Consider the following 12778-nt stretch of genomic DNA (forward strand, 5'->3'; position numbering starts at 1 on the left):
CGCCGCGCCCGTGACGCCGCATTCGTCCTGCTCGCCGATGTTCCTCCCCTGTTCAGCTACGGACCAGCTGGGATCTGCCGGAGATCATCCGGGGTTCCTAGCGTGCCAGGGAGCCCCCCTCTTGGCGAGAAGGAGTCGGTCCATGACATCCGCAATTTCGCGACGCGGCGCCTTGAAGCTAGGAGCCGCGATCGGGATCGGCACGGCCGTCGGTCCAGTCCCCGCCGCCGCGGCGCACAGCACGGCTGCCGCTGCTCCTCTGGGCAGACGCGCCGTGAGCATGGCGATGCATATCCATTCCGCCTTCAGTGAGGGAACGGCGAGCATGGATGCCCATCTCCAGCAAGCGACCGAACACGGAGTGGACGTCATCTGGTGGACGGATCACGACTTCCGCATGCAGGCACACGGCTACCGTCAGGCCGTCCGCTTCGAGGGTCTCAGCGAGCCGGAGAGCGGGCGGTCGTGGACCTGGAACAAGATCCTCGAAGGCAAGCCCGACCTCGCCGTGGGCACGTTCGTCAACGAGCCGCATTCGCCGGACGAGCCCGGCAAAGCCATGCGACTTCAGGTGCAGGCCCCGGCATCCGCGTGGGGAGCCTTACTCTACGAGGGCGTCGCCTGGAACAGCACCTACACCACCAGCCTGGCCGCCACCGTCCTTGAGCTCGACGTCCTCGCCGAAAACCTCGGCCCGGACGCCGAACTGCTGGTCAGGGTGCTTTCCTCCTACCGACCAGCCACCGCTGGGCGACGGGCGGGCCGATACACCCTGGAGTACCGCATCGGCCAGGGAACCGGGCGGTGGACCGAGAACGACGGACTGCTCGGCGTCGTCGGCCTGGAGGTCGCGCCCGGTACGTGGCAGCGCCTCCGTCTCGACCTGGAGTCCGACGTCGCGGCCCTGTGGCCGGACGTCGTCGCCGCCGACAGCGGCATCCACCGGCTGCGTATCGGCGGCCGATCGCGGAACGGGGCCATGGCTTCGGGCGTGGTCGACCGGCTGCGGTTCCGTCGCTCCCGCCGCGACGGTGACGAGTCGGTGGCGTTGCAGGACGAGATGATGCGCGAGTACGCGGGCCGTTACCCGGCCGTCCGTCAGTTCCACGGAACCGAAATTTCCCTGGTGCGCCACCTGAACGCCTTCGGCGGGAACTTCACCCTTCCCGACTATGGCGACGCGCCACCCACCAAGATCACCACTGTCGAAGCCGCCGTGGCCATGGTCAACTTCGTCCACGCGAACAACGGCCTCGTCGCCTTCAACCACCCGCTCGAGGACGCCCCGTCGGGACCGCAGCTTGCCCGCCTGCTCATCGAGACGAATGCGCTCGGCGCCGACATGATCGAAGTGGGCAGCAAGGAGGACTTCGGAGAGTCCGTCTTCGGTTTCGACGCGGCGGCGCGCAACGCGGTGTTCGTGACCGCCACCGGCGTCAGCGACGACCACGGCGGCTCGGACTGGGTCAACCAGAAGCAGCGCTGGATCACCTCGGTCTGGGCCGACTCCACCGACGAGGGCGAGCTGTTCGCGGCCCTGCGCGGCGGGCGTGCCTGGTTCTGGGATCCCCAGCAATGGCGCGGCCAGCTGGACATCCTGGTTCGCGGCACCGTTGCGATGGGGGGTGTCCTGGTGACACCGGCCGCCCAGGCGCCGGTGACGATCTCGGCCACGGATCTTCCCGACGGCGCAACGGTGCACCTCATCACCGGCGAGGTCGACTACGCCGGCCTGGTCGACCCAGCTCCCGCCACCACTTCGCGCCAGCTTGAGCTCGACCAGCATGAGCAGCGCGCGCACCTGGTGCTCCCAACCCTGACCAGTCGCTACATTCGGGTGGAGATCAGGAACGCCGACGGCGACGTGATCGGCTTTTCGAATCCCGTCTGGATCCTGAAGGACCAGCCACGTAACGGCATCCCCGCCGAGCGGCGGGGCAGTTACGGCTGGGCCCGGTAGAAGTTCCGTACGCCAGGGTGGCGCCGCCGTCACAAGCGGCGCCACCTCACCTGAACGAATCGGGCCCACCGGCCGTCCGTGGCCGGCACCATCTCTATGAGGAGGCCAGATTCATGACGTACGCGATTACCATCCGGCTGACGGCCGAGTTCGCCCCGACCGTCGAACGGGTCCGCGCCGCACTCAAGCAGCAGGGTTTTGGTGTGCTCACCGAGATCGACATGCGGGCTACTCTGCGGGAGAAGCTCGGCACGGAGCTTGAGGACTATGTGATCCTCGGTGCGTGCAACCCGCCACTGGCGCACCAGGCGCTCGAGGTGGACCGGGCCATCGGCCTACTGCTGCCGTGCAACGTAGTGGTACGCGCCGACGGACCCGGCGCCATCCTGGTGCAGGTCCTTGACCCGCAGGTGATGGTGCAGCTTACCGGGCAGGCGGACCTGCGACCGGTGGCGGACGAGGCGACCCGACGGCTCCGCGCCGCACTGGACGGGCTGGCTGACTGACCTGGACGCGAGGGCGGGCCGTCACGTGGCCTGCCCCCGCGCCGGCGTCCGCGGCGCTACTGCGTGTCGGGTCGACGATGCTCGGCCAGCTTGGCGCGCACGTCGTCCATGTCGAGTTCACGGACGGCGTTGATCACCTGCTCCAGTGCTGGTGCCGGAAGCGCCCCGGGCTGGGAGAACACAAGCACGCCGTCCCGGAAGGCCATCAGCGTCGGAATCGACGACACCCGAGCCACTGTGGCCAGCTCCGGCTCCGCCTCGGTGTCAACCTTGCCGAACACGACGTCCAGGTGCTTCTCACTGGCCTGCTCGAACACCGGCGCGAAGCGCCGGCACGGCCCGCACCAGGCTGCCCAGAAATCCACCAGCACAATCCCGCCGCTGGCCACGGTCCGCTCGAAGTTCTTTACGGTCAGAGCCACGCTGGCCAACCCAGACCTCCACGTCTCAAACAACGGCCCCTCGGCTGAGCATACCCGAGGGGGTATTAGTTTCCCCGGCTAGGGGAGGTGGCCGGCTCTCCCGTGTGCCTCCTGGTGGGGAAGGTTCCGATCGCGCTATGGTCGAATCCGGATACCCAGGGGGGTATCCGGATTGGGGGAGTGGGTACCGTGCGTGAGTTAGACCCTGCGACCTTCGCTGCGGCAGGCTCACATGAATGCCGATGAAGCCCTGCAGGAGCGCTCCTGTGGTCGCTGCGGATTGTGCATGGGGGTCCGAACGTGAGCGCGACCACGGCTGTCGTGCGGTTGGGGTTGCGGGCCAACGCCGCCCAGTTCACTCTCCTCGTCGCGGTCAACGCTCTCGTCGGTGGGCTGCTGGGCACCGAACGCACGGTGCTGCCGCTCCTCGGGGAGCAGGAGTTCCACCTGAGCGCCTACACGGCCGCGCTGACCTACATCGTGGCCTTTGGTGTCACCAAGGCGGCCACCAACTTCTTCGCCGGCACCCTGTCCGACCGCCTGGGCCGCAAACCGGTGCTCATCGCGGGCTGGCTGATCGGGCTGCCCGTACCTCTGATGTTGATCTTCGCGCCCAGTTGGGGCTGGGTGATCGCCGCCAACGTGCTGCTCGGGGCCAACCAGGGCTTGGCCTGGTCCACCACCGTGATCATGAAGATCGACCTCGCGGGACCCCATAGACGCGGCCTTGCGATGGGACTCAACGAGGCAGCCGGATACCTGGCCGTCGCCACTACCGCCATGGTCACCGGCGCACTCGCCGCCACGTACGGGCTGCGTCCCGCCCCGTTCCTGCTCGGGGCCGCCTATGCCGCCCTGGGCCTGGGCTTGTCGTTGGTCTTCGTCAGGGAGACCCGTGGCCACGCCCACCACGAGGCCGAAACCCACCGTCCGGTTGCGGACCGCCAGCACGGTGCGGTGTCCACCCGGCGGATCTTTGCCATGGTCAGCTGGCGGGAACCCGCCTTGTCCTCGGCCAGCCAGGCGGGTCTGGTCAACAACCTCAACGACGGCCTGGCCTGGGGCCTGTTCCCGCTGCTGTTCGCCGCCGCCGGCCTGTCGCTGTCCCATATCGGCGCGCTGGCCGCCCTCTACCCCGCGGTCTGGGGCCTCGGCCAGGTCCTGACCGGGCCGTTGTCCGACCGCATCGGCCGCAAGCCGCTCATCGTTGCTGGCATGCTCACCCAGGCCGTCGCGCTCGGCCTCGTCGCGGCCGCCGGCACGTTCGGGACGTGGGCGGCAGCCGCGGTGCTCCTCGGCGCCGGCACCGCCATGGTCTACCCCTCCCTGCTCGCGGCCATCGGCGATGTCGCCCACCCCGCATGGCGCGCTCGCGCCGTCGGGGTCTACCGGTTGTGGCGCGACGGCGGCTTCGCCGCCGGTGCTGTGCTCGGCGGTGTGCTGGCCGACCTGGTCGGCATCCGCGGCGCCACGTGGGCGGTGGCCGTCCTGACCGCCGCGTCCGGCCTCCTGGTCGCCGCGCGGATGTACGAGACCCACCCGGTCGGCGCCCTGCGGCATCGCTGACCGCGGGAGTCGCCCCACCGGCTGTCCGTTGTCGGCGCCGCTGCCGTCGCCGCAGGTCAACGGTCGACCGGGGCACGGCCCGGTGTCAGTTCGTCGACGCCAGCAGTTCACCAAGGTCCCTTACGTTGCCGGACATGAACGAGTCGAGTCCGCGCCCCACATCCGTCCGCCCGCTCAGCCGCCGTGCCCTGCTCGCTGCCGGCATCGGATCGGCTGCTCTCGCGATGCTCCCCCGCGATGCCTGGGCCGACTCCTCCGGGACCGGGCCGCGCGCCAAGCACGTCGTGCTCCTCGCCTGGGACGGCTTCGACCCGGCCTACCTGGATCTGGTCGAGACGCCGCACCTCGACGAGTTGGCCCGCCAGGGCAGCCTCGGCACGACGAGTGGCTGCTTCCCGTCGATCTCCAACACCTCGTGGGCGACCATCGCGACCGGCGCCTGGCCACACACCCACCTGAACACCCCGTACTTCATCGACCCGTCGTCGGGGCGCGCGGTGAGTCAGACCCGGACCCTGGAGGCGCAGAGCATTGCCGAGGCCGTGACCGCCGCCGGCGGGACCGTCGCCTCGGTGCAGTTCTTCATCGTGCAGAACCACGGGACCGTGTACGGCGACCCTCGTGCCCTGTACGTGCAGCCCGGCGGCCCGAGTTCGGTGCGCGTCGACGTGGCGGTCGACATCCTGCACGGCCGTCCGGTGCGGTCCGGGTCGACGATGGTCACCGTCGAGGAGCCTCCGATGCTCCTTGCCGTGTACTGCGACGCGCTCGACGGGCTGGGTCACCAACAGGGCGCGGAGGCACCGGACATGGGCGCCACGCTGGCCGCCCTCGACGCGGATCTCGGCAGGCTCGTGCAGGCGACCAAGGATGTCGGCATCTACGGGGAAACCGCGTTTCTGGTGGTGGGCGACCACGGCATGACGACGTTCACCCGCGGTTTCGGCGGTCTCGCGCTGGCCGCGTTGAGCGACGCCGGTTTCACCCCCGAGTTCGTTTCCCCAGGCAGTGCCCCGTCGCCGCAGACCGACCTCGCGATGGTCGTTGGCGGCGTCGCCAGCGTCCACCTGCTCGGCACCGCGCGTACGGACGAGAACATCGCGCGGGCGAGGGCCGCCCTCGAATCGGTCGAGCAAGTACAGCGGGTCTACGATCGCGCCGACCTCGACGCGTTCGGGGCCAGCCCACTGCTCGGCGAACTCGTGGCCGAGCCGGTCGCCGGCTGGTCGTTCGCCGTGACCGACCCGGACGGCCCGCGCGGCTACCACGGCCGTACGGAAGAACGCGAGAGCGCCCTCCTGCTCGCTGGTCGCGGCGTGCGCAACGGGGTGCAGCCCCAGCAGGTACGGCACGTCGACATCGCACCGACGATCGCTGCCCTGCTCGGCATTCCCGCTCCGGCACACACCGAGGGAAGGGTGCTCACCGAGGCGCTGCACCACCGAATCACCCACGAACGCTGAGCGTTCGCGACTGCCACTGTCCTGCGGTCGCTGCCACGGAAGGCAGGCGTGGGGCCGAAGCTGTGGGTGCAGAGCCCGGACGGGCCGTACCGCGTCACCTGCCGACCGCGGCCAGCGAACAGGGTCGCTGCCCCACACAGCCCAGATGCGGCGGCGCACCTTGGCGGCCGGTGAGTTGAGCTACGGTCGTGGCCATGGTCAATCCGACTCCGCTGGGCTCCGGGACGAGACGCGGATGTCTTCGCCATCTACGGACGGCGGGTCCTTCGGTCGTTAGGGCTCGCAGAGGATTAACACGCTGATTTGGGTGCAGTCCTCCTGGAGGGAAAGATTATCGCCGTATGACCGGCTGGTCTGGTTGTCGGGCAACGTTAAGGGCTCCTTCTGACTACGTTCCGAGGGTCTACTCCCGACGGACGTGTAGAAGGAGCCCGGTTGCGAGCATGCGTATCCACGGTCGGTGGTGATGGCTTCGACCGGTCGCGGACACTGCTGGAGGAGGCGGTCGGCTGGCTGGGCGAAGGCCGGTGACGCGCTCGCGCTGACCGTGGACGGCAAGGGCATCGTGATGCGCCCCGACAGCTTGCGCGAGCAGACCGCGAAGGCCGCCGCGACTACACAGCGCAAGCTGTCCACCCGGCTGTCCAAGGGTGAGAAAGTCAACCGCAAGCGGATGGCCGAGGTCGGCTGTGTCTACGACTTCACCCCGGCGGATGTGATCAGCCCACCCGGCCGGCGCCGCCGCACCCGTGCCCCCGGCCCGAAAGCGGCCGGCAAGTGGCTGCACGCCTCGGTGGCCCGTTTAGGGCGGAAAGGATGTCAAGCGAGCGACAGGAACAACTTCTCCATCTGTTCGAGGTTGGCCTTCTGCTCCTCGCCCGGGGCGCCGCTGACGCACTGCTGCAACCCACTCGCGACGATCTTGAAGCCGGCTCGGTCCAGCGCCCGCGACACCGCCGCAAGCTGAGTCACGACTTCAGCGCAGTCTCGACCATCTTCGAGCATGCCGATGACGCCGCGAATCTGGCCTTCGGCGCGGCGAAGCCGCTTGATCACATCGCCGACCGCACTCTCTTCGACCTGCATCTTCAGCCCCTCTCTACGTTCCAAATCAAGAGTACACCCGGGGGTATGAGTTGCCGCCTGCTACGATGGCTTGCGGGCATACCCGCCAGGGTATGTAGGTTCACCAACGGTGATGTCGACCTTGCGACGCTTGCCATCGCGCAGTGAGGCGTGGTGATCACCGACGTCCGGGGAGCCGCACGAGCACATGGCGGCTGAGCATCCTCGTTTCCGCTGGAGTACCTGAGCCAACATCGGCCGCCAGGATTCCTCGGACCGTCCCCCTCTCGACGAGGTGGGACAGGCGCCGCGATGAGCTACCCACGGTGGGAGCGCCGCGAGCGGGCGATCCGGCTGGGCGCACCGCTGCCCCGATCGGCGCTCCTCGGACTCCTGCTCGCCACTGGGTAACCTCACCCGGCGGACCCCGAGCGGGCGGATCCCAGCGGGGAGCCATCGGCGACCGCCATCTGGTACGGGGTATGCCGTGTCCACGTCGCGACGACGCTGAAGCGGTCGCCGCGCACGAGCGTCTCGCGCCACTCGACCGGGTCACCGTTCACGCGGCCGATCCGGTCGATGGCCAGCAGAGCCACGCCTCGACCGAGGCCAAGGAGGCGGCGCTGATCTGTGGTGGGCGTGACGGCGTAGATGCGCTCCTGGCCACCGGTGATGCGGACACCGCTGAGGCCGGCAAGCTCGGCGTAGACCCCGGTCGCAGTCAGGTCCGCGTCCAGCAGTGGCCGTGCGAACGACGCCAGCAGCCACGTGCGGTCCAGGGCGAGTGGCTGCTCGTCGGCGTACCGCAGCCGTTCGAGGTAGACGAAGGCGGTCCCGGCGTCGATGCCCAACCGGTTCGCGACCGTCGGATCCTGGCCCAGCCGCCTGGCGATGACCTCGCTGCGTTGGTGCATGCCGCGTGCCTGGACCTCGCTGAAAAGCGAGTACAGCGCACCGAGTGGTTGCTCGATGCGGGCTGTCCGCACGTCGGTGCGGCGTCCACGACCGGAATCGAGAATCCCGGCCTGCCGTAGCCGGCGTAGCGCCTCGCGGACGGTGTGCCGGCTCACGTCGTACTCGTTCGCCAGTTGATGCTCGCCGGGGAACGCCCCGCTGAACGCCTTCGCCTCCAGCCGCCGTACAAGGTCTTCGTAGAGCTGCGCCCAGAGAGGGAGGGGGAGGCTGCGGTCGAGGAGCCGAGCCGACTTCTGGTCTGCCACGGAGCTGGCCATTTCGCACGAGTTGTTCGGTTGACCGGACAAGTGTAGCGGTCTCCACGTGCCTCGCTCGCGTCGTGGAACGGGAGGTTTGCGGTTGTCCGTTCATTCGTACATACTCGAAACTGGTTACCCCCGGGGGTATGCGACGGGGGTCTAGAGGAGGGGCCACACCGTGGATCTCGTGTCATTCCGTACTCCAGGCCTAGGCGACCAGACGTACCTGTTGACCCACCAGGGGAAGGGCGTCCTGGTCGACCCGCAGCGCGATATCGACCGCTTCCTGCACGCGGCCGCCGAACGCGACGTCGAGCTGCGGTTCGTGCTGGAAACCCACCTGCACAACGACTACGTCTCCGGAGGTGAACAGGCAGCGCTCCGTACCGGGGCCGAACTGGTCCTGCCCGCTGCGGCGGCTGCTGCCTATCCACACACCGCAGCGTTCCATCTCGAGGACATCAAGGCCGAGGGCCTGACGATCCGCCCGATCCACACCCCGGGCCACACCCCCGAGCACACCAGCTACCTGGTGCTCGTGGACGGGGAACCGGTGGCCGTGTTCTCCGGCGGCAGTCTGCTGGTCGCCTCGGCCGGTCGGCCGGACCTGCTGGGCCCCGCCCGGGCCCGGACGCTCGCCAAGCTGCAGCACGGTTCGCTGCACCGCCTCGCCGGCCTGCCCGGCGACGTCGCCCTGTATCCCACCCACGGCGAGGGCTCCTTCTGCACCGCCACCGGCGCCGGTCGCTACACCTCCACCATCGGCGAGGAGCTCGAGGGAAACCCGTTGCTGGCGGTCAGCGACGTCGAGCAGTTCGCCGATCGGCTGCTCGCCGAGCCGATGCCGATCCCGGCGTTCTACCAGTACATGGGCCCGGCGAACACCCTGGGCGTCCCGCCGATGCCGGAGCTGACCGTGCCTGAGCTCGACCTGGCGGACCTGGCGGACCAGCCGGATCGGACGCAGGTGCTCGACGTGCGCCCCCGCACGGCGCAGGCCGCCGGCTTTCTGCCCGGCTCGGTCGGGATCGAAATGGCCGACGACTTCGGCAGTTGGGCCGGATGGCTGCTGCCCTACCAGGCGCCTGTCGTGCTCGTGGCCGAGCCCGACCAGGACATCACCGAGCCGGTCACCCAGCTGGCGCAGATCGGCGTCGACAGCGTCCGCGGGGTTCTGCGCGACCTGGGTGAGGCCGCCACCGACCGATTCGAGTTGGTCGACGTGTCCACGTTCGTTAACCGGCTCGCCGACCCCACCGCCCAGGTGCTCGACGTGCGGATGCCCAACGAACGCGCGGCCGCGCGGCTGGACGGGGCGGTGGAACGTTTCCTGCCCGATCTGATCAGCGACGGCGTGCCCGCCGAGATCGATCCCGCGCGCCCGGTGCTGGTTGCCTGTGGCAGCGGTCGACGTGCCGCCATCGCCGCCACGCTGCTGGCCCGGGAGGGCTGCCAGCCCGTCGTGCTGACCGGCGCCGGCGTCGCCGACGTGGTCGCCGCCCGCATCCCCTGACCATCTCTTCTCCTCCCGGCGGGGTGGATCCCTCCGCCTGCCGGGCCGCCACCCAACACCTGAACATGGAGTGCTACATGAACGCCAAGAACGGCTCGTCGGCCATGGACGTCGCCACCGCCCGCGCCCTGATCGCCAACAACCCCGACGTCCTGATCGTCGACGTGCGCACGCCCGGCGAATTCGAAACCGCTCACGTCCCGGCCTCGATCAACCTGCCACTGGACCAGGTCGACGCCCAACTGGGGCGGATCGTCAACGACGCCGGCGGCCGGATGCTGCTGATGTGCCAGTCCGGCAACCGCGCCACCCAGGCCTGCACCAAGCTGGCGAAAGCCGGTCTCACCGGCGCCACCGTCATCACCGGCGGCATGAACGCCTGGATTGCCGCAGGCGGCCCCGTGGAGCGCGGCCGCGAACGGTGGAGCCTGGAGCGCCAGGTCCGCCTGATCGCGGGCGGCATCGTCGTGCTGTCGATCGTCGCCAGCATCTGGGTGCCACCGGCGCGGTTCGTGGCCGGCTTCATCGGCGCCGGTTTGACCTTCGCGGCGCTGACCAACACCTGCGCGATGGGCGCGCTGCTGTCCCGACTGCCGTACAACCGTGGGGCAGGCTGCGACGTCAACGCCTCCCTCGGACGGCTCCGTCGTGAGGGGAGGGGGGTATGAGCGCGGCCGGGTACATCCAGCAGGACCGCTCCGGTCTGGCCCGAGTGGTGCCGCTACTGGGTTGGCTGCGCCGCTACGACCGGGTCACCCTGCGTCACGACCTGATCGCCGGCCTGACCGTAGCGGTCATGCTGGTGCCGCAGAGCATGGCCTACGCCGCGCTGGCCGGCATGCCGCCGGTCACCGGTCTCTACGCCTCGATCGTGCCGCTGCTGGTCTACGCGCTGCTGGGTACCTCCGGATCCCTCGCCGTCGGGCCGGTGGCCATCACCGCGCTCATGACCAGCGCCGCGCTTGCCCCTATCGCCGACGGCGATCCGGCCCGCTACGCGGCCCTCGCCGGCCTGCTCGCCCTCCTGGTCGGGGCGATCCAGGCGCTGATGGGCGTGCTGCGCCTCGGTGTGCTGGTCAACTTCATGTCCCACTCGGTGCTGTCCGGGTTCACCTCCGCCGCCGCGATCGTCATCGCCGCCAGCCAGGTCAAGGACCTGTTCGGGCTCAAGGCGGGTAGGGCGGAGACCTTCCCGGAGATCGTCGAATCGGTCTGGAGGTCGGCGACCACCGCCCACGGGCTGACGATTGTCATCTCCCTGGCCAGCGTCGCCGGACTGGTGCTCCTGCGCCGGTACGTGCCGAAACTGCCCGGCGCACTGCTCGTCGTGGCCGGAGTCACCGCGATCAGCGCCGCGCTGTCCTTCGGCGAGCGCGGTGTGCAGATCCTCACCGAAGTCCCTGGGGGGATCCCGGCACCTGCGCTGCCTGCACTGTCCGGTCAGGACATCCAGGCGCTGGTGCCTGCGGCGGTGGCCATCGCGCTGGTCGCCTACATGGAGGGCATCGCCGTGGCCAAGGCTCTCGCGGCGAAGTCCCGCCAGCATGTCAGCCCCAATCAGGAACTGGTGGCGGTCGGGGCCGCCAACGTCTCGGCCGGGCTCTTCCAGGCGTTTCCGGTGGCCGGCGGCTTCTCCCGCAGCGCGGTCAACTTCTCCGCCGGCGCACGTACGCCGATGGCCACGGTGCTGACGGCGGCGATGGTGGCCCTCACCGCGCTCGTGTTGACGCCCGCCTTCTACCACCTGCCCAAGGCCGTACTTGCCACCATCGTCGTGGTAGCGGTACTCGGCCTGGTCGACCGCGGGGCGGCCGCCACCGCGTGGCGATCCCGCCGGTCGGATGGGCTGACTCTGGCCCTGACGTTCCTGGTCACCCTGATGTTCGGGGTCGAGCCCGGTCTCGCCGCCGGCGTGGTGTTCAGCCTCGGAGTCTTCCTGTGGCGCTCCGCCCGGCCGCACACCGCAGAACTGGGTCGCGTTCCCGACACGGACACCTACCGCAACGTGGACCGGTACCACGGTCTGGTCACTGACCCCCGGGTCGCGATCATCCGGGTGGACGGCCCGCTCTACTTCGCCAATGCCCAATTCCTCGAGGACCGGTTGCTCGCACTGGCCGAACAGCGGGAGGCGCTGGAGGCCATCGTGCTCGACGCCAGCGCGATCAGCGACATCGACGCGGACGGCGCCCACGCCCTGGTGGAACTGGGCCAGCGCGCTGCGGCGCGCGGGGTGGTCCTCCACGTGGCGACCGTTCGGGGTCCGGTGCGTGACCTGCTCGATCGGGCCGGCGTGTGGCGACTGATGCACGAGGCCGGCCACGTACACCGGGACGTCACCGCCGCCCTCACGGCGACCGGGAACGAGGCGTCCGATCCGCCGCGTCGGACGGCACCCGAGCCCGACCGGCCGCCCGTACCCCAGGAGGTGCTGTAACCGTGCCCGACCGATTCGCCACGATGTTCACCTGTATCGACGGGCGTATCCAGCAACCCCTCAACGAGTGGGTGAGAAAACACCTCGATGTCGAGTACCTCGACACGATCACGGAACCCGGACCAGAGGCTGTGCTGGCCGGCACCGGTGAGCGATGCCTGGAGGTTCTCCTGGAGAAGGTGCAGGTCTCCCAGCGGGCCCATGGCAGCGCCACGCTGGTCATCGCCGCCCACTCCGACTGCGCCGGCAACCCGGTGTCCGTCGATGAGCATCGCGACCAGCTACGTCAGAGCCTTGCCCGAGTGGCTGGACGGCTACCCAACACCAGAATCCTCGCCGTCCATGCCGATCGGTGCGGGGAGCAGTGCTGGGATCCCGAACTCGTCGCTGAGGTGCCACCAGCGGCCACCGGCGTGCGGCCAGCGGCGTAGGGCCCGGTTTCGTACAGGTCCTGCCACCGCTACTGAGAAGCGGCACAGGAGCGGGGGATGCCGATGACAGCGTGAACCAACCTACGTAGGGCCGGAGGCCCCTACCCGGGAGAGACGCTGGTTGCAGTGGCGGATCGGATACCCTGGGGGGTATAAGAGAAGAGGCGGCTCCATTGGCCGCCATCTCTGCAGAGGAGTTGG

11 protein-coding genes and 1 pseudogene are annotated in these 12778 nt (G+C 69.3%); 9 read left to right on the top strand and 3 right to left on the bottom strand.

Annotated features, from left to right (window positions below):
• Positions 1-274: 274 nt before the first annotated feature.
• Positions 275-1960, top strand: coding sequence for a hypothetical protein (locus tag ABZ807_RS10690; RefSeq protein ID WP_357155134.1), 1686 nt, complete (start codon positions 275-277; stop codon positions 1958-1960).
• Between the two features lie 113 nt (positions 1961-2073).
• A complete protein-coding gene (locus ABZ807_RS10695; protein WP_357155136.1) occupies positions 2074-2466 on the top strand; it encodes a DUF302 domain-containing protein in 393 nt (130 codons plus the stop codon).
• Between the two features lie 56 nt (positions 2467-2522).
• Here ABZ807_RS10695 and trxA read toward each other — a convergent pair whose 3' ends face one another.
• On the bottom strand, positions 2523-2897 hold the full coding sequence (gene trxA / locus ABZ807_RS10700; protein WP_357155138.1) for a thioredoxin: 375 nt from the start codon (positions 2895-2897) through the stop codon (positions 2523-2525).
• Positions 2898-3188: 291 nt separating this feature from the next.
• On the opposite strand from trxA, the gene ABZ807_RS10705 reads away from it, so the two are divergent.
• From ABZ807_RS10705 to ABZ807_RS10715, 3 genes and pseudogenes are all read left to right on the top strand, one after another.
• Positions 3189-4454, top strand: coding sequence for an MFS transporter (locus ABZ807_RS10705; protein ID WP_357155140.1), 1266 nt, complete (start codon positions 3189-3191; stop codon positions 4452-4454).
• A gap of 134 nt (positions 4455-4588) precedes the next feature.
• Positions 4589-5917, top strand: a complete 1329-nt coding sequence (locus ABZ807_RS10710; protein WP_357155142.1) for an alkaline phosphatase family protein — start codon at positions 4589-4591, stop codon at positions 5915-5917.
• A gap of 550 nt (positions 5918-6467) precedes the next feature.
• Positions 6468-6713, top strand: a pseudogene (locus ABZ807_RS10715) (ISKra4 family transposase); the annotation flags it as partial.
• A 23-nt stretch (positions 6714-6736) separates the two neighbouring features.
• On the opposite strand, the gene ABZ807_RS10720 reads toward ABZ807_RS10715, so the two are convergent.
• Together ABZ807_RS10720 and ABZ807_RS10725 are read right to left on the bottom strand one after the other, a co-directional pair.
• On the bottom strand, positions 6737-7003 hold the full coding sequence (locus ABZ807_RS10720; RefSeq protein ID WP_357155145.1) for a metal-sensitive transcriptional regulator: 267 nt from the start codon (positions 7001-7003) through the stop codon (positions 6737-6739).
• Positions 7004-7395: 392 nt separating this feature from the next.
• On the bottom strand, positions 7396-8244 hold the full coding sequence (locus ABZ807_RS10725) for a GntR family transcriptional regulator (protein ID WP_357155147.1): 849 nt from the start codon (positions 8242-8244) through the stop codon (positions 7396-7398).
• 130 nt (positions 8245-8374) lie between these two features.
• Between ABZ807_RS10725 and ABZ807_RS10730 the strand changes: the two genes are divergently transcribed.
• From ABZ807_RS10730 to ABZ807_RS10745, 4 genes are all read left to right on the top strand, one after another.
• Complete coding sequence (locus tag ABZ807_RS10730; protein ID WP_357155149.1) at positions 8375-9709, top strand: MBL fold metallo-hydrolase; 1335 nt, start codon at positions 8375-8377, stop codon at positions 9707-9709.
• 77 nt (positions 9710-9786) lie between these two features.
• A complete protein-coding gene (locus tag ABZ807_RS10735) occupies positions 9787-10377 on the top strand; it encodes a rhodanese-like domain-containing protein (RefSeq protein ID WP_357155151.1) in 591 nt (196 codons plus the stop codon).
• On the top strand, positions 10374-12146 hold the full coding sequence (gene sulP, locus ABZ807_RS10740) for a sulfate permease (RefSeq protein ID WP_357155153.1): 1773 nt from the start codon (positions 10374-10376) through the stop codon (positions 12144-12146). Before ABZ807_RS10735 ends, sulP begins: the two co-directional genes overlap by 4 nt.
• 2 nt (positions 12147-12148) lie before the next feature.
• Positions 12149-12577 carry a carbonic anhydrase gene (locus ABZ807_RS10745; RefSeq protein ID WP_357155155.1) on the top strand — a complete coding sequence of 143 codons (429 nt, stop codon included), beginning with the start codon at positions 12149-12151 and terminating at the stop codon, positions 12575-12577.
• Positions 12578-12778: the final 201 nt, after the last annotated feature.

The sequence above is a fragment of the Micromonospora sp. NPDC047548 genome (assembly GCF_040642975.1).
Taxonomy (GTDB): Bacteria; Actinomycetota; Actinomycetes; order Mycobacteriales; family Micromonosporaceae; genus Micromonospora.

Bases quoted from the DNA above. Each gene is read 5' to 3' on its own strand.
- ABZ807_RS10695 (WP_357155136.1), top strand. From the start codon at position 2,074: ATGACGTACGCGATTACCATCCGGCTGACGGCCGAGTTCGCCCCGACC.
- ABZ807_RS10710 (WP_357155142.1), top strand. From the start codon at position 4,589: ATGAACGAGTCGAGTCCGCGCCCCACATCCGTCCGCCCGCTCAGCCGC.
- ABZ807_RS10720 (WP_357155145.1), bottom strand. From the start codon at position 7,003: ATGCAGGTCGAAGAGAGTGCGGTCGGCGATGTGATCAAGCGGCTTCGC.
- ABZ807_RS10735 (WP_357155151.1), top strand. From the start codon at position 9,787: ATGAACGCCAAGAACGGCTCGTCGGCCATGGACGTCGCCACCGCCCGC.
- sulP (WP_357155153.1), top strand. From the start codon at position 10,374: ATGAGCGCGGCCGGGTACATCCAGCAGGACCGCTCCGGTCTGGCCCGA.